Raw genomic sequence first — 21115 nt, forward strand, 5'->3', positions numbered from 1 at the left:
GGTTGAGCATCACTTTTATTGCACATTAAAGTGTCTCTATACACCATAACGGCCATTTTCTAAATTCTTTAAATTAGAACAGGTGCTTAGCGAAAAGAAAACGATTTGCTATAGTAACGACCTTATCGAATGAGGAACCTTTATGTCAGCCAGTATTACTCTTATCGGGTCTTTGACCCCTGAATATCTTAATCAATTTAATGTTTGGTTGGATAAACGAGGCTTGTATGGAGTGAGCCATGTGTTAACGGAAGAGAGTGATAATGTGTCTGTGGTGCAGATACGCCTTACCTCTGAGATAACCGATAGCAACGATTTTCGAGCTGCGCTTTTGAGTTTATCAAATGAAACCGGTATTGATCATATCTACCAAGCGACGATGTTGGACATACAGGCTGGTGGTTTGGCTGTTTTTGATATGGACTCTACGTTGATTAAAGCGGAAGTCATGGATGAGTTGGCCGTTGAAGCTGGCATTGGCAAACAAATTTCCGCAATTACGGCAAGCGCAATGCGTGGTGAAATTGATTTTGTCGAAAGTTTCGTTCAGCGCTTGGCGCTGTTAAAAGGTTTGAGTAGCGATGTTATGGATGGCGTTTATAACCGCATTGAACATATGGATGGTATTTCTACGTTAATGACAGTGCTGCATCATTTTGGTTGGCATACAGCGATTTTGTCGGGTGGTTTTACTTATTTTGCTGATCGAGTTCAAGCCGAATATGGAATAGCTGAAGTGCACGCTAATGTATTAGAAATTCAGAGTCATACCTTAACGGGTAAGCATTTAGGTCCTATTGTTGACGGCGAGCGTAAAAAATTCTTGTTGACGAGCATTGCCGAAAAACAAAAGATCGACATGAAGCAGACAATTGCTTGCGGTGACGGTGCGAATGATTTGCTAATGTTGAATCACGCCGCGTTGGGCGTGGCTTTGCATGCGAAGCCTTTAGTGCGAGAGCAGGCTCCTTGCCCAATGAACAACCTTGGACTGGATGGTATTTTATATTTGTTGGGTATGACCTCCAAGGACATTCGGGCATTGCTGTCTTATAAGTAATGTAAAAGACCGCTATTGTCCCTATAAAAAGCTTGTTATGATTCGGAGTTATAATGATAACAAGCTTGGCTGAGGTGTTATTTTGTCAGAGATAAAATTGTCTGATATCGATTTAAATTTGTTGTATGTTTTTCAGGTTTTAATCGAAGAACTCAATGTCACCAAGGCGGCGACACGGCTTAATGTTTCTCAGCCAGCGGTAAGTCGCTCATTGTCACGCCTACGTGATGTGTTTGCCGATCCTTTGTTCATTCGTACTTCTCATGGTTTGTCAGCTACAGCAAAAACACAAAGTTTAGCCCCGCTTTTGGCAGATACTTTAAAAGGGTTAGAGAGCCTTATTCAGCCTAGCTTGTTTACTCCCGAAACCAGTCAACGTCGCTTTATATTATCAACGACGGATTTTGGTACCTTAACTGTGTTGCCTAAAATTCTGGATCAATTTCGTCAAAAAGCACCGAGCGCAATTTTGGATGTTAAATCTTGGAATGAAGACATGGTTGCTGAGCTTGATCAAACGAATATCGATGTTGCTGTTGCTGTGTTGTCGAAAGAGCCTCCTGCGGGGATTCGAGCTATGCGTTTAAAAAGTGATCGTATGGTGTGTTTGGCTCGTAAGGATCATCCTAGTATCCAAGGTACGCTCACTTTAGAAGGCTATGTGCAGGCCAGCCATGTTCAAGTGGTATTAGGGCGTCGAGAGTATTTTGCAGTAGATCGTGAATTGGATAAAATAGGCCACAAGCGTCACGTCGCTGTGCATTTGCCTAATTTTGTACCTGCCGCAAGAGTGGTTATGGACAGTAATTTATTACTGACAGTGCCAAGACTTTTTGCCGAAGATATGGTGGGAACCGTCTCTGAAATAGCCTTGTATGAGTTGCCTTTTGCAACGCGTGAGTTTGATTATTCGATGATTTGGCATGAGCGTTTCCAACACGATGCCGCTCATGTTTGGTTTAGGGGGCTATTAAGAAAAGCGTTTCTTGATGCTTCGGTTAGAAAGCCACAGCCATAAAGGTTTACAAATCTTTAGTTGATAAGCGCGTAGTCCATTCTTTTGTTAATACTTCCACTAGGCTGTAGCGTCTAAGCTTCATCGCCTCGTCTAAATCCGCGAAATGTTCTTCGAGATAATCGTTTAAGATTTTGTCTCTTAGTAGAATGAGTGAGCGTATTTGCTCCGCTTGTTCATAGGTGACGTCTTTGTTTGTGATAAGAGCGTGAAGCACTTCTTTGCGTGACGAAATCTCAGTTTTGTAATGGTGTTTTAAAACGTATTGGGCAAGATCTAACATCGAAGCAACAAGCAGTTGAAAGGAATGCTCGATTATCATCATGTCATCTTTTGAGTAAGCAACGGTTTTTGAGGCTTTCCTGAAAGCATCGAGCCGTTTGATCATCGCATGTTGATGTTCATAGAGAGATTGTTCCCACTCAATGTTACGCATATTAATTCGCCTTATAACGAGAAAAAGTAGCACTCTAATCTTGCCGAGCACTACTTTCAGTTTAGATGAGTTCTATGGAAACAGGAAAGTCAGAAACCAGAGAAAGGATAAAAAGAATAAGAATGGCCGTATTCGATTTGCGTATTTGCTTTGACGTGCAGATAGCCTTGGCTCTGGCAAGCCGCTAACAAGGCGCCAGAACTTTGTTGAGGGTGCGCATAAGCAAGACCATCTTGACCGATAGATACTCGTAGGAATTCGTCACGCGTGATTGTTTTTGATCGGTTGAAGCCCGCATCAATTAGGTAAGATTGTGGCAATTGTACTTTCTGACCAGAGCAAATAGACAGTAAAAGGCGTGCGAACCAATGATAGGTGACCAGCGTGGAGCTTGGGTTACCGGGTAAGCCAAGAAAGGGAGTGCCTTGAAGAGTGGCATGAACAAGGGGTTTTCCCGGTTTGATGGCGATCTTCCATAAATGTACGGTTCCCCGTTTTTCTAAGACACTTTTCACATGATCTTCTTCGCCAACAGAAACCCCACCAGAAGATAAAATGACATCGCAAGATTCAAGGAGTATTTGCAATGCGTCTTCTGTGTCTTTTGGGGTGTCAGCGGCATGAATACAGTGACTCACTAGATAACCTGCCTGAGTGACAAGTGCGCTCAGCATAGGACCATTTGAGTTATAGATCTGCCCAGCTTGTAATGTTTCACCTGGTGCGATCAGCTCATCGCCAGTGGTGAGTATGCCCACGCGCAATTGCTTGTAAACCGTGATGTCAGTTATGCCTAAACTGGATAAAAGGCCAATGTGCATTGCTGAAAGTGTCTCACCAGCTTGCACAACGGTTTGGCCTGTTTGCATATCCTGTCCTTTTGGGCGAATGTTTTCACCTTGCCTAGGCTGTTCATTAAAAGCCACTTTTTCGCCCATGATTTGGGCGTTTTCTTGCATAATCACAGTATCTGCGCCAGCTGGGATATTTGCCCCTGTAAAAATACGGGCGCAGGTGCCTGGCATCAAAGGCTGAGGAGCGTGCCCAGCTGCTATGCGCTGACTGATGCTGAATTGTTTTCCGGCTTGCCAATCGGCTGTGGCGAGCGCGTAGCCATCCATGGCACTGTTGGCATTAGGTGGCACGCAAATGCTTGCCACAACATCGGTTGCAAGGATGCGACCTACCGAGCTTGCTAGGGGGATTATTTGTTGTCCTACACGTACATTGGCACTCTGTTTGATTGCCTCTAAAGCTTCTTCAAAGGCGAGTAAAGTAGACATAAGTGTTAGGCCTCGTGCTGATGAGTGGTATCTGGGCCGATCAACATACTGACAAAATTGCAAGGACGATGTGAAGCGTTGAGTTGCTCGGCTAAAATACCATCCCATGCGGTTTTACAAGCCCCAGTTGAGCCTGGTAAGCAAAAAATAAGTGTTTGGTTGGCTAATCCCGCAATAGCACGAGATTGGATGGTTGATGTACCTATTTCTGTGTAAGAAATATGTCGAAATAGTTCCCCAAAGCCTTCGATGGTTTTATCAAATAGCGGTGTCATTGCTTCTGGTGTGCTGTCTCGAGAATAAAACCCTGTACCACCAGTGATGAGTACGACATGAGTTTCCTTGTCGGCGATCCAGTTGGAAACAACAGCGCGCATTTGGTAAACATCGTCTTTGACCAGCTTTCTTTCATTGAGTTTATGACCCGCTTGAGTCAGCCGTTCTATCAAGGCATCCCCTGATGTGTCTTCGGCAATGGATCGAGTGTCGGATACGGTTAGAACGCTGATATTGAGTGGGCGAAAAGGAGTCGGTGTTTTTGCCATAAGAATTCCTTAGTTAGCCTCCGGTTGCGCTCATGAAACGCAAGATTTGCGGGGCTTCAGCGAGGTTAAAATGATGTTTTTGAGGTTTGAGTGCAAGCGCTTCAATAATAGCGCTTTCCAATGATATTGAGTCTGTTGATGTGTTTCGAATGACACTTTTTAAGTCTTTTGAGTGCTCATTGCCTAGGCAGAGTAATAAACGACCTTCAGCGGTTAACCTAACACGATTACAGGTATCACAAAAGTTATGGCTATGAGGGGAAATAACGCCAATTTTATGCTCGTAACCTGCTACCTGATAATAGCGTGTTGGACCACTGCTGGTCACTGAGCTGGGGGTTAATTCATAATGACGCCCTAGGGTTCTAATGACCTCATCACTAGATAAATAGGTGGCTGCACGATTATGGTCGGTGATTATTCCAAGCGGCATCTCTTCAATGAAACTGATGTCCATTTTGCGATCTAAGGCAAATTGTGCAAGATCAAAAAGTTCATCATCGTTATGATTCTTGAGCATGACGCTGTTAATTTTTAGGCGTTTAAAAGGCAGTTTGCTGGCGGTGTCGATACCGTCGATTACTTGTTGAAATTTGTCTCTGCGAGTCAAGGCGTAAAAGCGATCTGCTTTTAGTGTGTCGAGACTGATGTTAATGCGTGAGACGCCAGCGTTGAGCAAGGTTTGCGCCATTTTATAAAGTTGTGAACCGTTTGTGGTAATGGTCAGTTCTTCTAGTCCGTTCGTATTGGCTATTTGCTCAATGGCCCAGAGAATATTTTTGCGCACCAAAGGTTCACCACCTGTGATACGAATGCGCTTGGTGCCCATTGCTATAAAGGTTTTTGCTACATAAACGATCTCTTCTAAAGACAATATGTGATCTCTAGGCATAAAAGTGACGTCTTCGTCCATGCAATAGGTGCAACGAAAATCGCATCGGTCAGTGACCGAAATACGTAGGTAATCTATTTTTCGACCAAATGGATCGATTAGAGCGGACATGGACAAAATACCTCACAATCTAGGTGTCCATCAAAGCAAAAAAATGTCACTTTAGCAAAGTGAGACAAAAGATTTTGATCAGATTCTTAGTATTACTGTATTTTGTGCAGATTTTCTGTTCAGACTGTCGCAAAAAAGACGGCATAATAGAAAGTAGTATATTAAGTAGGAGGGACGTTGTGAATCAAGTTGTGAATAATCTAATCGGTTTATTAAAACTAGAGCGTGTTTCCGCCACTCAATTTATTGGTCGTAGTCAGGATATTGGTTTTCCGAAACTATTTGGTGGGCAAGTTATTGGTCAAGGTCTAAGCGCGGCAACTCAAACCGTAGAGGGACGTTTTCCACATTCACTGCACTGTTATTTTCTAAGGCCGGGAGATTCCGCTCACCCTATCGAATATGACGTTGAGGTGATTAGAGATGGCGGAAGTTTCAGTGTTCGGCGGGTAATTGCTTCGCAGTTTGGTAAAAGTATTTTAGCGATGACGGTGTCGTTTCACATCACCGAAGAAGGGTTAGACCATCAGGATGCCATGCCCAATGTTCCGGGTCCTGAATCCTTTCAGTCTGAGCTGTCACTTTATCGAGAGCATGCAGATGAAATTCCATCAAAAGTGCGAGATTTGTTTACGGCAGACCGACCTATTGAATATCGAATCGTGGAAAATCAGAATCCATTTCGTCCGCGTCCAGGTATTGCGAAACGTCATATGTGGATTCGTAGTGTGTCTGCTTTACCCGATGAAGCATTAGTTCATCAGTCTATGCTGGCGTATACAACAGATTATGGTTTTATCGAAACCGCCTTGATGCCGCATGGTATTTCAATTGGTAGTCCTTACCTAACGGTTGCTAGTTTAGATCATGCTATTTGGTTTCATCGTCCATTTAGATTGGATGAATGGCTACTGTATGTAGCGGACTCCCCGTCGGCGAATGCGGCTCGCGGCTTTGTTCGTGGGCAAATTTTTAATCAAAAGGGCGAGTTGGTGGCCTCTACTGCTCAAGAAGGTTTGCTGCGTTACTCACGTTAATTGTCAATCAGCAAACACTATTTATGTATCAAAGGTCGTGCTGCGTTAATGCCCATAGAATGTGCTCTTTCACTAACTCAGAGGAGTGAGGGAGTGCATTTTTTAATGTTTGTATGGTGGTTTGGTTAGTAGGTGCATTACCAAGCGCGACAGCAATGTTTCTACGCCAGTTTTCAAAACCAGTTCGACGAATAGGGGAGCCTTCGGTATTTTTCAAGAAGGCCTCTTCGTCCCACTCAAATAATTCAACTAGATCTGCTGAATCCAGATTGTGTCTAGGTTGGAAATCCTCTTCTTCGGTGTATTTTGCGAACTTGGTCCAAGGGCAAACTAGCTGACAATCATCACAGCCGAAAATCCGATTGCCCATTTTACTGCGTAGTTCTTCTGGAATGGCGCCTTTATGTTCAATGGTGAGATAAGAAATGCACTTTCCCGCATCCAGAACCCAAGGCTCAACAAAGGCATCAGTTGGACACTGAGTTAGGCAGGCGGTACAGCTTCCGCAATGTCTTGTTTCAGTAGGTTTGTCGACAGGAAGTGGTAAGTTAGTAAATATTTCACCGAGCAAAAACCAGCTGCCGGCTTTAGGGGTCAGTAATAAGGTGTTTTTGCCAACCCAGCCCATGCCGGCTTGCTCGGCAATTTGTCTTTCTAAGATAGGGGCGCTATCGACAAACGCTCTATAGCCATGATCGCCGACTTTTTGCTCTATTTTCTTGGCTAATTGAGTAAGGCGTTTGCGAATTAATTTATGGTAGTCACGGCCCAAGGCATAGCGAGCGATATAGGCTTTGTCTTTGGTTTGCAGTCGTTTTACGGTTTCGACTGATTGGGGAAGATAGTGCATGCGAAGGGAAATAACACGACGAGTTCCCGGATGCAATTGTTCCGGATAAAAGCGCATGTCGCCATGATTGGCAAGATAGTCCATACCTGCATGGTATTTGTTATTAAGCCATTCGTTAAATTCGTCTTTGTATTGTGCAAGGTCTGGCTCAACAATACGAGCTTCAGCAAAGCCCAATTCAATTGCCCATGATTTGATGTCATCAGCAAGTTGGTTTAATTCTTCTGGGCTGGATAAAAACGAAGGAAGCAAGTGAGTACCGAAACATTAGACGCTAGGCTAGAAACTCCACCTAGCGTGAAAAAACAAAAAACTAGTAAAGCTGAGAGTCGCCTTTCACCACATCCATCAATAGTTTGATGAATTTACGATCAGCTTCTGTGTGTTCTTCTTGGATTTTTATGGTGGTTTGGTTTGAGACTTCTTCCGCAATGCGTTGGTACGCATTTGGCTGGTTGATATTTTCTTTGGCGATACGGACTAATTCTCCAGCGAGTTCTGGATCCATAAGCATCTTACGAAAACAGCGCAAAAATTCATCAATAACTCGTTGTTGGTTAAGCTCATTAGCCATGGTAGAACTCCTAATCAATTTATGCTGCTATGACACCATGAAGCGTGGGTTAGAGCAAGTTTTTATACACTTTGTGTTGACAAATCTAGGGCATAAAGACAGAATCAAATGCTATATTATTCGACGACACCCTGTCGATGACGTCTTTCTTTGGGCCACTAGCCCATCTCAATCAGATTTTGTCTGATAAGCACAAGTGTAACATGACGCAATACTGTCATCTTGCACTTCTCCTCGCGAAAAAACGCGGACAGTGTAAAAACTGCGATTTCTTGCGTTTGAGTGTTTGTTACTTTTATATAAGCACCTCTTATTTTTAAAAGTTACCTCAGTTAGTTTAGCAAACATCGTTTTATCAACTTTAATCTGTTCGTCTTATGCGGTTACAATAGCCACACTAAAATTAAAAGACAGATACATACTATAGAGGGTAACAAGGTGGAGTTATTATCCGGTGGTGAAATGATCGCCCGCTTCCTCAAAGATGAGGGAGTTGAGTATATCTATGGTTATCCAGGTGGAGCCGCACTTCATATTTACGATGCCTTGCATCGTCAGTCTGACGTAAAGCATATTCTGGTTAGGCATGAACAAGCGGCAACGCACATGGCGGATGGTTATGCGCGTGCCACGGGCAAGGCCGGTACGGTTCTTGTCACCTCTGGTCCAGGAGCCACCAATACGGTAACAGGTATTGCGACGGCTTATATGGACTCTATTCCCATGGTCGTTATTTGTGGTCAGGTAATGAGTTACTTGATCGGCGAAGATGCGTTTCAGGAAACTGATATGATTGGCGTGTCACGTCCAATTGTGAAGCACAGCTTTACAGTGAAGCATCCTTCTGAAATTCCTATGATCATGAAAAAGGCCTATCACATTGCCAGCACTGGTCGTCCTGGCCCTGTTGTCATTGATGTGCCAAAAGACATGACCATGCCTGGTGATAAGTACGAATACAAATACCCAGAGTCGGTTTCTATTCGTTCTTATACTCCACCAACAAAAGGACATAGTGGTCAGATTAAAAAGGCCGTTGATTTGTTGTTGGCTGCCAAGCGCCCAATTATTTATGCTGGCGGCGGCGTTATTATGGGCGGAGCATCCGATTTACTGGTAAAACTGGCTAAGTCTTTGAACGTGCCTGTTACTAACACGCTGATGGGCTTGGGTGGCTACCCAGGAACAGACAAGCAGTTTGTCGGTATGTTAGGCATGCATGGTGCGTATGAAGCGAATATGACCATGCATCATAGTGATGTGATTCTCGCGGTTGGCGCACGTTTTGATGATCGCGTAACCAATGATCCAGATAAATTTTGCCCAGGGGCAAAAATTATCCATATTGATATTGATCCTGCGGCCATTTCTAAAACGATTCGTGCAGATGTGCCTATTGTAGGGCCAGTCAGTCAAGTGTTGGAAGAAATGCTGTCTTTAGTGGAAGGCCAAAGTTCAAATACCGAAGCCCTAGTTGGTTGGTGGAAACAAATCAATGAGTGGCGTTTGGTGCATGGTGGTCGTTATGACACCAATGGCGATAAAATTAAACCTCAAGCCGCAATTGAAGCATGTTGGCGTGCAACAAAAGGTGATGCTTTTGTTGCATCTGACGTAGGTCAGCATCAAATGTTCGCTGCTCAGTACTATAAATTTGACAAGCCAAACCGTTGGGTAAATTCCGGTGGTCTAGGCACGATGGGATTTGGTCTTCCGGCGGCGATGGGTGTAAAAATGAGTTTCCCTGCGGAGACAGTTGTCTGTGTGACAGGTGAAGGCAGTATTCAGATGAATATTCAAGAGCTTTCGACTTGTCTGCAATACGGTTTGCCAGTGAAAATCTTGTGCTTGAATAATGGTTATTTGGGCATGGTTCGCCAATGGCAGGACATGAACTACGAAGGTCGCTATTCAAATTCGTACATGGATTCATTGCCTGATTTCAAAATACTGATGGACGCTTATCGTCATAAGTATGTGGAAATTCGTACTAAAGATGAACTCGATGCCAAGATGGAAGAAGCGTTTGCGATGACAGATCAGTTGGTCTTCATTAATTGTTACGTGGATCCAGAAGAGCATGTATATCCTATGCAAGTGCCTCGTGGTTCTATGCGGGATATGTTCTTGAGCAAGACGGAGCGTACCTAATATGAGACATATTATTTCTGTACTAATGGAAAACGAGCCGGGTGCTTTGTCGCGTGTCGTTGGTTTGTTCTCGCAGCGTAACTTTAACATCGAGTCATTGAACGTGGCGGCAACAGACGATCCTACTTTGTCTCGTCTTACACTGACGACATTTGGGTCTGATCAGGTTGTAGAGCAGATTACTAAACAGCTGAACAAGTTGATTGATGTCGTGAAGCTTGTGGACTTGACCGAAGGTCAACACATTGAGCGTGAGTTGATGTTGGTTAAAGTGCGTGCAACGGGTGCTCAGCGTGCGGAAGTAAAACGCACTGTTGATATTTTCCGAGGCAATATCATTGATATGACGCCTTCTATTTACACGATTCAAATCGTAGGTGAGTCAGATAAACTGGATGGGTTCTTGCAAGCATTAGGCGGTGCTCATTTGCTTGAAGTAGTTCGTACTGGTGTGTCTGGTATTGCTCGTGGTGAAAAGACACTGTCTTTGTAATCGCCTACTACTTTTGTAGTCGTCTCATTGAAAGATTGAAAAAGCCGCGCTTGTACGCGGCTTTTTTTCGCGTAAATGTCAAATATTAAAGAGAGTTAAATGGATAAGACGAATTGGAAATTGCTTAAACTGTTGGAGCAGAATGGTCGTTTAACTTATGCGGAACTGGGTAAGTTAGTACATCTGACTGCACCTGCGGTCGCTGAGCGAGTTCGAAAGTTAGAAGAGTCTGGTGTCATTACTGGCTACGGTGCAAAAATTAACCTAGAAAAAGTCGGAATTCCCATTACTGCGTTGGTGGAGTGTCAGGTTTACCGAACCAAAGAGCGGGAGTTTAAAGCGTTAGTGCTCAGTTTGGATGAAGTGATTTCTTGCCATAATGTGACAGGGCCTTACGCTTTTGTGCTTCGAGTTGCCGTTCGTTCTATGTCTTTATTGGATGAGTTGTTAGAACGTTTAATTGATTTAAGTGACACCAATACCATGATGGTGCTTTCAACCCCAGTTTCACGAGAAATGCCGGTGAATATTGAAAAAGGAGTTGAAGCTGATATTAATTAGGGTTGTTGGGCAAGCTCGATAGGTGTTTTTGTCTGACGTGGCCATTGGCTAATAATCATCCCCGTCATAATAAAACCACAACCTACCAAAGCGCGAGTAGAAAGAACTTCCTCCATAAATATCCAACCACCCAATACGGCAAATACCGCCTCAGATGAGAGAATAAGAGCACTGATACTAGGTGACACATTTTTTTGTCCCAACGTTTGTAATGTAAATGCAATACCAGATGAAGCGACGCCAGCATAGACTAGGGGCCACCAAGCCATTTTAATGCCCTCAAGCGTTGGTGTTTCTAATGCGAAAGCGGTGATAGAGGCTAATATTGTTGCTACGAAGAACTGAACGATAGAAAGTGGCAACGCGGATACATATCGAGATAAATAGCCAATCAGCAACACATGTCCTGTCCAAAAAAACGTACCTAATAGTTCTATTGCATCGCCTTTGTTGATGGATAGGTTTGGCCCAACGGTTAGGCTGTAAAGACCAATTAGTGCTAGACCAACTCCAATCCAGGTATGTCTTTCAGTTTTATGACCGAGTATAAGTCCCAGTATCGGCACGAACACAATGTACATGCTAGTGATGAAACCTGCGTTACCTGCAGTTGTATATTGCAAACCTATTTGTTGGCACGTAAAGCCCAAAAACAAACAATTTCCCGCCGCTAGGCCACCTAGCCATAACTTAGAATTATTTTGAGATTGCTTGGGTTTAAAAATAAACAATAAAGGTAAGAGTGATAGCGTTGCTAATAGAAAACGCATAGCGTTAAAGCTATGTGGTCCAAGGCTTTCCATGCCAACGCTTTGGGCGACAAAGGCAAAACCCCAAATGGCGGCGGTGGCCCATAAAAAAATATGTGCGATTGACATAGCTAATCCCTAATTATTGTTAACTGAATGGCAATTTTACTGAGTGAGGGTAGGTTTCCACAGATGAAAGAAAAAGTTATTCGAGCGTTTGGCTTTGGATAAAAAAGTAAATTTAAGGTTTTACTTTTGCAATACAGAATTCTAACTAATTGATTTTTAAACCTCTTAATATGTTCATTTTTGTATTACCGAAAAGGTTAAAAAATAGGCTGACAGGTGAATGGTTTGGCTGTAGAGTTGCGCCAAAATTTAAAACTTACAGTGATTTCTAATTAGATCGATCTAACACACTATTGAGAGAAACAAGTGCTATGACATTTAGTGTTTGGTTGGCAACGGCGCCGTTGCTAATGTTGTTGTCTTTGGGGCCAGGCCCAAATAATTTTACTGCGATGCACAATGGGATTCAGGTTGGTGCGACAAACGCGGTAATTGCTGTGGTAGGTCGAAATCTTGCTTTTAGCATCTTGATGTTAATTTCAGCACTGGGTTTGGGGGCTATTATTGTCTCATCCATTTTCTGGTTTAGTGTTATTAAATGGTTTGGTGTTGCTTATTTGTTTTATATAGGCATTAAAACATGGCGTAGTGCGGCAATTGTACTTGAAGAACATGAAAGCGAGTTGGGGACCAAGGCAAAACGTGGCCATATAGCGCGAATGCGTCAAGAGTTTTTAGTGGCGATTGGCAATCCTAAAGCCGTATTGCTATTTACTGCTATTTTTCCGCAGCTACTTGATCTTAGTCAGCCAGTACCTATGCAGTTTTTTTGGATGGGATTAACCTTTTGCTTCACTGAGTTTATTGCCGCGTATGTTTACGCGATGAGTGGTAAGCAAATTCGTCGTTTGATTCGCAGTCCTAAAGGCATGAAAAACCTCAACCGCGGTATGGGCAGTGTGTTTGTTTTAGCGAGTGCGTTTTTAGCAACCGCAACACGTTCCTAAATAAGTGTGAAGTGTTGAAATTAAATAAAAAGGTGACACTTGGTCACCTTTTTGCGCTCTAGCTTAAATAATTTTTCTTAGCTGTGTGCTTTTAAGAACTCTTCACTTAGGTACAGTTCTTCGTTGCTGTTTACTTTCACGTCACGGCTTAGAATCATTTTCGCAATGTCTTGCGCTTCTTCTAGTGAATGCATTTCATAGGTACCACACTGATACTCGTTCAGTTCAGGAATATCTGCTTTGGATTTTACCTTTAATACGTCTTCCATGGCGGCTTTCCAGGAAGCGGCGACAACATCTTCTGACGGTGTGCCGATTAAGCTCATGTAGAAACCAGTTCGACATCCCATTGGTGAAATGTCGATAATTTCAACACTGTCGCTGTTTAAGTGATCACGCATGAAGCCTGCAAACAAATGCTCCAATGTGTGAATGCCTTTCTCAGAAAGGATCTCTTCATTTGGCACGCAGAAGCGTAAATCAAATACGGTGATGTCATCGCCTTTAGGTGTTGACATGGATTTGGCAACACGTACTGCAGGTGCGTCCATACGAGTGTGGTCAACACGGAAGCTGTCTAATAATGGCATAAAATCTCTCCTACTGAACTCAACGAAATCATCGTTGTTTTATAAATGGTGATATCAATGATCATTATTGTACATGAAGTTTCGAATCTTTGATTGGGCTTTTTGGCGACCTTAAATATTCGTAGCTGAGCGCTAAACAAAAAGCGATAACAGCAAAGAGCATGCTTTGTCCGATGAATAAGACCATAAAGCCGCAGCTTATTAAGGCTATAAGGGCCAATAGTTGTGTGGCACGATTTACCAACTTAAATGCTGCAATGCAGGTCAGAGCGTAAATGAGTAAAAAGCTGCCGTTTGTCATTTCAATGAACCATGACATCTTCCAGCCTGAAAGCTCTGAAAACAGAATAGAAGATAGGGTGATTACGCCAACAAGAAAAACCGCCTTTTCCGGTGCGCCGTTTCTATTAAGGCTCATAAATAGTTTAGGTAATGCGCCTTGTAGTGCCATGGATTGCACCATACGGGAGAAGCCTAAAATATAAATAGCGACGTTGGCAAAAGCAATAATATAAGCGCCAACAGCAAAGAATCGACTGCTGGTTTCGCCCATGAGTTTGCTGACTAACAATGCCAGTGATTGGCTATTAGTGACTTCGTCTCCATAAGTATGGTGCCAAGCGATCAAGAGTACCAAGCTTAGATAAGCTAAAATAACGATAGTAATGCCACCTAGCAAGGCAATCGGAAAGTCGCGTGTTGGATTTTTGAACTCGGCACCCATATGGGCCATCACTTCTATTCCTAAGAAGCACCAAAAAATTACCCCTGTGGCGTACAGGGTCTGTTGCCACTGAGATGGTGTAGAAGGTGTTTCAATGACTTGACGACTGTCTTGGATGTTGCCAATGAAGCAAAGCCATAGAATAGAAGCTATCATGACAATCACGATACCCGTTTGAAAACGTGCTGATGTTTGCATTCCCACAACAGCGAAGAAAAGCATACCAGCAAGTGTTAGTAGGCTAAAAAATAGAATCCATTGATCCGATGTTTTAAATATGATGGTCAGGTATGCGGCAGCGACTTTAATCGCTACGGCTGGGCCGACGAATAAAATGCTGAGGAATAACCAGCCGACAGCTTTCTCGTATTTTGAGCCAAATGCTCGACCTATGTAATGAGATGCACCGCCAGCAGAAGGGTATTTTGCACCAAGTAGCGCAAATATAAAGGCGATGGGGATGATCATGCCAGCGGTAATAAGCCAAGCATAAAACGCAAAGGAACCAGCCTGTGCAACAGACATGGCGGGTAAAATCATCAGTCCAGTACCTATGAAAGTGGTGACAGTCATCGCTATGCCTTGTAGTGGGCCGAGAGTTTTTTTGTATTGAGTCATTTGTTTGCCTGTACTTGTTAAATTCAGTGGCTGTTTTTTATTGTCGCTAAGGATAAAATAGCCGGATGAATAATACGCTATACAAGTTGACCCTATTAGGGCGCATTTTGCCGGAAAAACGGTCAGTTTGAGTGGCACATCACAAGAGAGGAATACTGAGTGGCGGATCACTATGATCAGAAAATATTGGCTTTGCTCGTGGGGGATGCCCGACTGTCTGTTTCAGATATAAGTCGACAGGTAAATTTGTCCCGCTCCGCTGTTACCGAGCGAATTCGCCGTATGGAAGAAAATCGTACTATCACTGGATACCACGCGCATACCTCTGTTTCAAAAGAAGATGGCGTGACGGCCTATTTAGCGCTTACTTTTAGACCGCTCTCTTGTGATCTTGTTCAGCCCTTGATTAATGCCATACCTGAAGTAAAGCTTGCTCATTCTATTAGTGGTGATTTGGATTTATTGCTCTTGGTTCAGGCCAGTTCTATGGCGCGCTTGCATGCCATTCGAAGTGAAATGGACAGTTGGCCAAATCTACATAAAATTGTAACGCACATGTGCTTAGCAAAGCGTGTAGATCGATGGTGAAGGTGTTTAATTGTCTTTCTGTATAAAAATGAGGTGTCGATCTGATAGCTTGGAAGCTTAAAGAAAAATGGTCTATTAAAGCGAGATCTTACGATGATTTACTGACATTGTCGCTCCTAGGTGCATTATGTGGATTATTCAGTGGCTTAGTGATGGTCTTTTTCTATGCTGTCATTTATTTGCCTACTCGCTATTTTTTGGGGGCAGATTTTGATGCATTTGAGATTTTACCTGTAGAGTGGCGGATTGCTTTAGTCATCATTTCTTGTACTGCCCTAGCGAGCCTCTTGACACTCCTTCCCGCTCGTTATCACAAGGTTGGCGTACCTTATGTTATCGAAAGACTGAATTATCATGGTGGTAATTTGCCTATTGGGAATGGTGTTGTGCAGTTTTTTTCTGCAGTCATTGCCTTAATAGGAGGACTTTCTATTGGTAAAGAGGGACCTGCGGTACATTTGGGCGCAACCATGGGAGGCTTTCTAGCAGCAAAGGCTAAGCTTCCCCAATATGGGGTTGAGACGCTGTTGGCTTGTGGTGTTGCTGGTGCCATCTCGGCCATATTTCAAACACCCTTGGCTGGTGTGTTGTTTGCTTTTGAAGTGATTTTTTTGGAATATCGTCAGCGTTATGTATTGCCAGTTTTGCTGTCTTCTGTGGTTGCGACTCTGATTAGTCATTATGTTATTGGGCCTTTGAATATATTCAGTATTGGGGATATTTCGTCAGTTGTATTTTCGGCCGATCTTTTTGTGGCATGTTTTATTTTGGTTGTCTTTATCGTGCTGTTGTCGGCTTTATTTCTCCATGCGCAAAAAGTCTTGTGGCACCTGAGTGGTTTTTCTGTCTGGTTGCGCTTTTTTATCGTGGCTATTGCGACGTCTTTTGCGGCGGTTTATTTGCCAGAAGCACTGGGCAGTGGCTACAGCTCGCTGAGTCATTCAATATCGGGTGATTTGTTGGTTTATTCTCTGCTCCTGTTAATAGTTGTGAAAACCCTATTAACGGCATTGACCATTGGGTTGGGAATACCGGGTGGTATGATAGGTCCAACCTTTATTATTGGGGGGCTGGCTGGTGCTCAAGTTGCTTTAATGTTTGATCATGGGGCGGTTGATATCGCTTTGTTTGCCTTGCTTGGAATGGCTGCAATGATGGCCGCTTGTTTTCAAGCTCCGCTGACGGCATTGGTCGCTATTATTGAAATGACTCACTCCTCTGAGGCAATTGTTCCGGCTTTATTTGTGATTGTGTTAGCCTGCTTATTAATGCGTGTATTCTTTCACCAAGAGTCAGTTTTTGCTGAGCGTCTAAGTTACATGGGGATGTCTTCTAATATTAGTCCCTTTCAACGCTATTTACGTCATCACACCGTTAAGCCAGTGGCTGAAGACGTTTTGGTATTACCTGCCAGTGTTCCTCTTGAGCAAGTAAAGGATTTGGCATCAAGTATGGTAGACTACGCTGTATTTGAAGCTGGTGGTCAGTGGCGGCTTGTCCGTCGCGTCGCTTTGTTAGACGCATTACAAACGTTAGACTCTGGACCTCAATCGTGGTTAGTTTTTCAGGATGAAAAGGTGTCGATGAACTTATCATTGGCTTTAGAATCTACTTGTATTCCTTTAATAGATGAGCCTCCCTCATTGGAGGCAATGTTGAGTTGGTTTCAAAAAACAGGGCTGTCTGAAGTGTTGGTGTCCTTGTCTATGTCTTCTTTTAGTCTGGTTGCAAGACACCGGCTTGATCAATTTTTGTTAAAAAGTGATTAAAAAATTACCTCGTTAACGTTAGTCTAATGCTTTTATTTTAGATTGCTCGCTTACTAGATGTATTAAATTATTGGTTATAGGATTTGAAAATATGAGTCGCTCAGAAGATCTATATGCACGCGCCCAACACCGTATTCCTGGTGGTGTCAATTCCCCAGTGCGAGCTTTTAATGGTGTAGGTGGTACGCCTATTTTTTTCCAGCGTGGGGAAGGCGCTTATGTCTATGATGAAGACAAAAAACGCTATATAGATTATGTTGGATCTTGGGGGCCAATGATTTTAGGTCATTCTCACCCTGATGTGTTAGACGCAGTTAGAAAACAGCTAGATTTTGGTTTAAGTTTTGGAGCGCCAACAGAAGTTGAAATCACCATGGCCGAAAAGGTTTGTGAACTTGTCCCTTCTATGGATATGGTACGCATGGTGAACTCGGGTACTGAAGCCACCATGAGTGCGATCCGATTGGCTCGTGGTTATACCGGACGCGATAAAATTGTTAAGTTTGAAGGTTGTTATCATGGTCACTCAGATTCTTTATTAGTAAAAGCTGGATCTGGTGCATTAACGCTTGGCGTTCCGAATTCTCCTGGTGTGCCTGCAGATTTGGCCAAACATACTATTACACTGCAATACAATGATATTGAAGAAGTGACTCGTTGTTTTGCAGAAATCGGGGATCAAATTGCTTGTATCATTGTCGAACCTGTTGCTGGCAACATGAATTGCATTCTGCCAGTTAAAGGATTCCTTGAAACCTTGCGCCAAGTGTGTGATGAATCAGGCGCTGTGTTGATCTTTGATGAAGTGATGACTGGGTTCCGCGTTGCCCTTGGTGGTGCACAGGATCATTTTGGTATTGTTCCTGATCTGACAACACTAGGTAAAGTGATTGGCGCTGGCATGCCGGTTGGTGCGTTTGGTGGTAAACGCGCCATCATGGAATGTATATCACCGTTAGGTCCCGTTTATCAAGCTGGTACCTTGTCTGGTAACCCTGTTGCTATGGTGGCGGGCTTGGCTGTTTTGAACAAAATTAGTGAAGAAGGTTTTCATCAAACTTTAGGTTCTAAAGCTGCTCGTCTTGTGGCGGGACTAAAAAAGGCAGCGGACGATACTGGTGTGCCTTTCTGTGTTGTGAGTGTGGGGGGGATGTTCGGCTTTTTCTTTACAGAGTCGACAGCAGTGACCAGTTTCAGCGAGGTTCAGCGTTGTGATTTGCCGCGTTTCAAGGCCTTTTTTCACCATATGTTAGAAGAGGGTGTGTATTTTGCCCCAGCTGCGTTTGAAGCGGGTTTTATTTCTCAGGCGCACACTGAAGAAGATATTGATTACACAATAGAAGCCGCTAAGCGTTCTTTTGCTAAGCTTGTATAAATAATTTGTGGAAGGAAGGTTTACAGCATGTCCATTGATGATATCAAAAAATCACCAGTTGATGAAATTGAAGATATTGACGTTGGTGATGACAAAAAACAGCCCCACAAAGGGGTGTATTTATTACCAAATTTGTTTACTACGGCGGCACTTTTTTCAGGGTTTTACTCTATTATCGCGGCTATGAATGGGAATTACTCCCATGCAGCAGTGGCCATTTTTATTTCTATGATTTTTGACGGCTTAGATGGTCGTGTGGCTCGCTTGACTCATACGCAAAGTGCCTTTGGTGCGGAATATGATTCTTTAGCGGATATGGTGTCTTTTGGGATCGCACCTGCATTAATTGTATTTACTTGGTCGTTAGCACCACTTGGTAAAATTGGTTGGATTGCTGCGTTTATTTATGCAGTTGGTGCAGCACTGCGTTTGGCTCGTTTTAACACTATGATTGGGGTTGAAGAAAAACGTTATTTTACTGGGCTTCCTAGTCCCGCAGCGGCAGCCATTGTGGCGGGTGTTATTTGGGCTGCGAATGATAATGGTATCTCAGGCGAAAGTATGGCGACACTCATGGCTTTGCTTGTTCCTATTACAGGCCTGCTAATGGTTAGTAATGTGAAATATCGCAGTTTCAAAGATTTGGATTTGAAAGGGCGTGTTCCATTTGTGGTTTTGTTAATTGCTGTTTTGATTTTGGTTTTTGTGGCTTTACAGCCCGCTTTTGTGTTGATGAGTGTGTTTTGTTTATATGGGGTGTGGGGACCGCTTGGTATTGTGTTTAAGCGATTGCGCTAGAGGATTGTGATATAAAAAAGCATTCTGCTTTATTGCGGGTGCTTTTTTTGAACTAGTAGCGTGCTCCCTTGTCAATAATTTTAATAACATAAGGGGACATGCTATGCTGATTTTGAATAAAAAAGCGTCTGATTGCTCTGAGTCAGAAGTGACTGATAAATCCATTTATCTGAATCGCCGTCAATTTATGAAAACCACTGCAAGTTTAGCGCTTGGGGTGGGGGCTGTTGGCCAAGTGTCAGCGGCCTTACAAGAGGGGAACCCTTTGTTACCTCCGCCTTCTCTCAAATCCTCCTTTGATAATATAGCCGAAACGCCTTTTGGCAAAGATGACAAACTCTCTCCTTATGATGTTGCCACTTCATACAATAACTTTTATGAATTTGGTTATGGTAAAAGTGATCCTAAAGATCGCGCATCTCAGTTTAAAACCACGCCGTGGACCATTACTGTTGAAGGTGAGGCGGCCAAAACAGGGGTATTTGATCTAGATAGTATTATCAAAGATTCCATGTTGGAGGAACGAATCTATCGACTTCGTTGCGTGGAAGCATGGTCAATGGTTATTCCTTGGGTCGGCGTTTCTCTTGCTACGGTCCTTAAGCGTTTTGAGCCAACGTCAAAAGCTAAATATGTTTACTTTGAAACCTTATACGATCCTAAGCAGATGCCCGGTCAATTAGGGAGCGGACTGGATTGGCCTTACCGAGAAGGGTTGCGTATTGATGAGGCGATGAATTCTTTGGCTTTTCTTGCTGTTGGTATGTACGGAAGTATTTTGCCAAATCAAAATGGTGCACCTGTTAGATTGGTTTTACCTTGGAAATATGGCTTTAAGAGTATCAAATCGATTGTGAAAGTTCGTTTTGTAGAAACAATGCCTGAGACGACTTGGAATATGTTGGCGCCTAATGAATATGGTTTCTATGCTAATGTGAATCCCAGCGTTGACCATCCCCGTTGGTCGCAACAGCAAGAAAGGCGTTTGCCTGGTGGCGTGCTTTTTCCAAATGTTATTGAAACAAAAATGTTCAATGGCTATGAAGAGGAAGTGGCATCTCTTTATGCGGGTATGGATTTGAAAAGGTTTTATTAATATGGCTGGTTTCTGGGATAGAAAGGAAAAGCCCTATGTGTTGATATTGTTTGCTTTGCCATTTTTGTGGATGTTTCTTTCCTTATTAATGGGGCAGTACTTTCCCGATCCGGGTAAGTTACTGATGAGATTGAGCGGTATTTGGGCATCCATATTTGTGGTCGCGGTCATGGCCATGACATTGATTGGAAAAATAGGGGGCTTGAAGTTTGTTAATCGCTACCGTCGTTTCATCGGTCTAACGGCTTTTTTCTATTCGTTGCTCCATTTTATTATCTATTTAATTTTATTTGCTGGGTTAAGCTGGACTTGGATTGCTTCAGATCTTATTGAAAAACCCTACATTTATGCTGGTGTTTTAGCTCTTGTTATCATAGTGATTTTAACAGTAACAAGTACAAAATTTATGATGCGCAAGCTAGGGAAGAGGTGGAAGCCGTTACACCGCTTCATGTATTTAGCCGCTATAGCGATACTTGCTCATTTATGGTGGCAGGTTAAAGATGATATTTCGCTAGCTGTCTATTTTTCTTTATTATTAATTCCTTTGTTAATATCTAAAATACCTACGCTACCTATATATAAGCATTTTTTTAAGAAAATCTAAAAAAAGTACTTGCGCAGAAAATTTAGGGATGTATTATACGCACCCACTGACACGGACAACGACGCAAACAAGAGTTTGCACTTACTAAGGTAAGTAAGTTGAACGAAGTATCAGACG

General features: G+C 43.0%; 22 protein-coding genes. 13 read left to right on the top strand and 9 right to left on the bottom strand.

Annotated elements, in window-relative coordinates:
• The first annotated feature begins 142 nt into the window (after nucleotides 1-142).
• Nucleotides 143-1060 carry a phosphoserine phosphatase SerB gene (gene serB / locus AC0L6V_RS23355; protein ID WP_265220716.1) on the top strand — a complete coding sequence of 306 codons (918 nt, stop codon included), beginning with the start codon at nucleotides 143-145 and terminating at the stop codon, nucleotides 1058-1060.
• Between the two features lie 82 nt (nucleotides 1061-1142).
• Nucleotides 1143-2078, top strand: coding sequence for a LysR family transcriptional regulator (locus tag AC0L6V_RS23360; RefSeq protein WP_265220717.1), 936 nt, complete (start codon nucleotides 1143-1145; stop codon nucleotides 2076-2078).
• 4 nt (nucleotides 2079-2082) lie between these two features.
• Here AC0L6V_RS23360 and AC0L6V_RS23365 read toward each other — a convergent pair whose 3' ends face one another.
• From AC0L6V_RS23365 to moaA, 4 genes are all read right to left on the bottom strand, one after another.
• The gene (locus AC0L6V_RS23365; RefSeq protein WP_265220718.1) at nucleotides 2083-2511 is read right to left on the bottom strand and encodes a hypothetical protein; all 429 of its coding nucleotides are present in this window, start codon (nucleotides 2509-2511) and stop codon (nucleotides 2083-2085) included.
• A gap of 89 nt (nucleotides 2512-2600) precedes the next feature.
• Nucleotides 2601-3794 carry a molybdopterin molybdotransferase MoeA gene (locus AC0L6V_RS23370; RefSeq protein WP_409419165.1) on the bottom strand — a complete coding sequence of 398 codons (1194 nt, stop codon included), beginning with the start codon at nucleotides 3792-3794 and terminating at the stop codon, nucleotides 2601-2603.
• A gap of 5 nt (nucleotides 3795-3799) precedes the next feature.
• Complete coding sequence (gene moaB, locus AC0L6V_RS23375) at nucleotides 3800-4339, bottom strand: molybdenum cofactor biosynthesis protein B (protein WP_265220721.1); 540 nt, start codon at nucleotides 4337-4339, stop codon at nucleotides 3800-3802.
• Between the two features lie 13 nt (nucleotides 4340-4352).
• Nucleotides 4353-5342: a GTP 3',8-cyclase MoaA gene (gene moaA, locus AC0L6V_RS23380; RefSeq protein WP_409419166.1), complete on the bottom strand. Its 990-nt coding sequence runs from the start codon at nucleotides 5340-5342 to the stop codon at nucleotides 4353-4355.
• 179 nt (nucleotides 5343-5521) lie between these two features.
• On the opposite strand from moaA, the gene AC0L6V_RS23385 reads away from it, so the two are divergent.
• A complete protein-coding gene (locus AC0L6V_RS23385) occupies nucleotides 5522-6379 on the top strand; it encodes an acyl-CoA thioesterase domain-containing protein (protein ID WP_409419167.1) in 858 nt (285 codons plus the stop codon).
• 28 nt (nucleotides 6380-6407) lie between these two features.
• Here AC0L6V_RS23385 and queG read toward each other — a convergent pair whose 3' ends face one another.
• Together queG and AC0L6V_RS23395 are read right to left on the bottom strand one after the other, a co-directional pair.
• The gene (gene queG, locus AC0L6V_RS23390) at nucleotides 6408-7481 is read right to left on the bottom strand and encodes a tRNA epoxyqueuosine(34) reductase QueG (RefSeq protein WP_265220724.1); all 1074 of its coding nucleotides are present in this window, start codon (nucleotides 7479-7481) and stop codon (nucleotides 6408-6410) included.
• A gap of 61 nt (nucleotides 7482-7542) precedes the next feature.
• Nucleotides 7543-7803: a hypothetical protein gene (locus AC0L6V_RS23395; protein WP_012069032.1), complete on the bottom strand. Its 261-nt coding sequence runs from the start codon at nucleotides 7801-7803 to the stop codon at nucleotides 7543-7545.
• 438 nt (nucleotides 7804-8241) lie between these two features.
• Between AC0L6V_RS23395 and AC0L6V_RS23400 the strand changes: the two genes are divergently transcribed.
• From AC0L6V_RS23400 to AC0L6V_RS23410, 3 genes are all read left to right on the top strand, one after another.
• Nucleotides 8242-9954, top strand: coding sequence for an acetolactate synthase 3 large subunit (locus AC0L6V_RS23400; protein WP_265220725.1), 1713 nt, complete (start codon nucleotides 8242-8244; stop codon nucleotides 9952-9954).
• A 1-nt stretch (nucleotide 9955) separates the two neighbouring features.
• A complete protein-coding gene (ilvN, locus tag AC0L6V_RS23405) occupies nucleotides 9956-10447 on the top strand; it encodes an acetolactate synthase small subunit (protein ID WP_111607978.1) in 492 nt (163 codons plus the stop codon).
• A gap of 99 nt (nucleotides 10448-10546) precedes the next feature.
• Nucleotides 10547-11008, top strand: coding sequence for an Lrp/AsnC family transcriptional regulator (locus AC0L6V_RS23410; protein WP_111607977.1), 462 nt, complete (start codon nucleotides 10547-10549; stop codon nucleotides 11006-11008).
• Here AC0L6V_RS23410 and AC0L6V_RS23415 read toward each other — a convergent pair.
• Complete coding sequence (locus tag AC0L6V_RS23415) at nucleotides 11005-11886, bottom strand: DMT family transporter (protein WP_265220726.1); 882 nt, start codon at nucleotides 11884-11886, stop codon at nucleotides 11005-11007. The genes AC0L6V_RS23410 and AC0L6V_RS23415 overlap by 4 nt on opposite strands.
• Before the next feature lie 311 nt (nucleotides 11887-12197).
• Here AC0L6V_RS23415 and AC0L6V_RS23420 point away from each other — a divergent pair, with 311 nt between their 5' ends.
• Nucleotides 12198-12833 carry a LysE family translocator gene (locus AC0L6V_RS23420; RefSeq protein ID WP_265220727.1) on the top strand — a complete coding sequence of 212 codons (636 nt, stop codon included), beginning with the start codon at nucleotides 12198-12200 and terminating at the stop codon, nucleotides 12831-12833.
• A gap of 77 nt (nucleotides 12834-12910) precedes the next feature.
• Here the strand turns inward: AC0L6V_RS23420 and luxS are convergent, their stop codons facing one another.
• Nucleotides 12911-13423, bottom strand: coding sequence for an S-ribosylhomocysteine lyase (gene luxS / locus AC0L6V_RS23425; RefSeq protein WP_265220728.1), 513 nt, complete (start codon nucleotides 13421-13423; stop codon nucleotides 12911-12913).
• A gap of 64 nt (nucleotides 13424-13487) precedes the next feature.
• On the bottom strand, nucleotides 13488-14765 hold the full coding sequence (gene yjeH / locus AC0L6V_RS23430; protein ID WP_265220729.1) for an L-methionine/branched-chain amino acid transporter: 1278 nt from the start codon (nucleotides 14763-14765) through the stop codon (nucleotides 13488-13490).
• A 159-nt stretch (nucleotides 14766-14924) separates the two neighbouring features.
• Between yjeH and AC0L6V_RS23435 the strand changes: the two genes are divergently transcribed.
• From AC0L6V_RS23435 to AC0L6V_RS23460, 6 genes are all read left to right on the top strand, one after another.
• Nucleotides 14925-15353, top strand: coding sequence for an Lrp/AsnC family transcriptional regulator (locus tag AC0L6V_RS23435; RefSeq protein WP_265220730.1), 429 nt, complete (start codon nucleotides 14925-14927; stop codon nucleotides 15351-15353).
• Between the two features lie 107 nt (nucleotides 15354-15460).
• Entirely contained in the window at nucleotides 15461-17122 is a 1662-nt protein-coding gene (locus AC0L6V_RS23440) for a chloride channel protein (RefSeq protein ID WP_265220731.1), read from the top strand.
• 91 nt (nucleotides 17123-17213) lie between these two features.
• Nucleotides 17214-18497, top strand: coding sequence for a glutamate-1-semialdehyde 2,1-aminomutase (gene hemL, locus AC0L6V_RS23445; protein ID WP_265220732.1), 1284 nt, complete (start codon nucleotides 17214-17216; stop codon nucleotides 18495-18497).
• 27 nt (nucleotides 18498-18524) lie between these two features.
• On the top strand, nucleotides 18525-19295 hold the full coding sequence (pssA, locus tag AC0L6V_RS23450) for a CDP-diacylglycerol--serine O-phosphatidyltransferase (protein WP_265220733.1): 771 nt from the start codon (nucleotides 18525-18527) through the stop codon (nucleotides 19293-19295).
• A gap of 103 nt (nucleotides 19296-19398) precedes the next feature.
• A complete protein-coding gene (gene msrP / locus AC0L6V_RS23455) occupies nucleotides 19399-20391 on the top strand; it encodes a protein-methionine-sulfoxide reductase catalytic subunit MsrP (protein ID WP_265220734.1) in 993 nt (330 codons plus the stop codon).
• A gap of 1 nt (nucleotide 20392) precedes the next feature.
• A complete protein-coding gene (locus AC0L6V_RS23460; RefSeq protein WP_265220735.1) occupies nucleotides 20393-20998 on the top strand; it encodes a protein-methionine-sulfoxide reductase heme-binding subunit MsrQ in 606 nt (201 codons plus the stop codon).
• The last annotated feature ends 117 nt before the right edge of the window (nucleotides 20999-21115 follow it).

It is taken from the genome of Marinomonas sp. G8-14, assembly GCF_055808935.1.

Excerpts from the sequence above, each read along its gene's own strand:
- serB (WP_265220716.1), top strand. The coding sequence starts at position 143 with ATGTCAGCCAGTATTACTCTTATCGGGTCTTTGACCCCTGAATATCTT.
- AC0L6V_RS23365 (WP_265220718.1), bottom strand. The coding sequence starts at position 2,511 with ATGCGTAACATTGAGTGGGAACAATCTCTCTATGAACATCAACATGCG.
- AC0L6V_RS23370 (WP_409419165.1), bottom strand. The coding sequence starts at position 3,794 with ATGTCTACTTTACTCGCCTTTGAAGAAGCTTTAGAGGCAATCAAACAG.
- moaB (WP_265220721.1), bottom strand. The coding sequence starts at position 4,339 with ATGGCAAAAACACCGACTCCTTTTCGCCCACTCAATATCAGCGTTCTA.
- moaA (WP_409419166.1), bottom strand. The coding sequence starts at position 5,342 with ATGTCCGCTCTAATCGATCCATTTGGTCGAAAAATAGATTACCTACGT.
- AC0L6V_RS23395 (WP_012069032.1), bottom strand. The coding sequence starts at position 7,803 with ATGGCTAATGAGCTTAACCAACAACGAGTTATTGATGAATTTTTGCGC.
- ilvN (WP_111607978.1), top strand. The coding sequence starts at position 9,956 with ATGAGACATATTATTTCTGTACTAATGGAAAACGAGCCGGGTGCTTTG.
- AC0L6V_RS23410 (WP_111607977.1), top strand. The coding sequence starts at position 10,547 with ATGGATAAGACGAATTGGAAATTGCTTAAACTGTTGGAGCAGAATGGT.
- AC0L6V_RS23415 (WP_265220726.1), bottom strand. The coding sequence starts at position 11,886 with ATGTCAATCGCACATATTTTTTTATGGGCCACCGCCGCCATTTGGGGT.
- AC0L6V_RS23420 (WP_265220727.1), top strand. The coding sequence starts at position 12,198 with ATGACATTTAGTGTTTGGTTGGCAACGGCGCCGTTGCTAATGTTGTTG.
- luxS (WP_265220728.1), bottom strand. The coding sequence starts at position 13,423 with ATGCCATTATTAGACAGCTTCCGTGTTGACCACACTCGTATGGACGCA.
- yjeH (WP_265220729.1), bottom strand. The coding sequence starts at position 14,765 with ATGACTCAATACAAAAAAACTCTCGGCCCACTACAAGGCATAGCGATG.
- hemL (WP_265220732.1), top strand. The coding sequence starts at position 17,214 with ATGAGTCGCTCAGAAGATCTATATGCACGCGCCCAACACCGTATTCCT.
- pssA (WP_265220733.1), top strand. The coding sequence starts at position 18,525 with ATGTCCATTGATGATATCAAAAAATCACCAGTTGATGAAATTGAAGAT.
- msrP (WP_265220734.1), top strand. The coding sequence starts at position 19,399 with ATGCTGATTTTGAATAAAAAAGCGTCTGATTGCTCTGAGTCAGAAGTG.
- AC0L6V_RS23460 (WP_265220735.1), top strand. The coding sequence starts at position 20,393 with ATGGCTGGTTTCTGGGATAGAAAGGAAAAGCCCTATGTGTTGATATTG.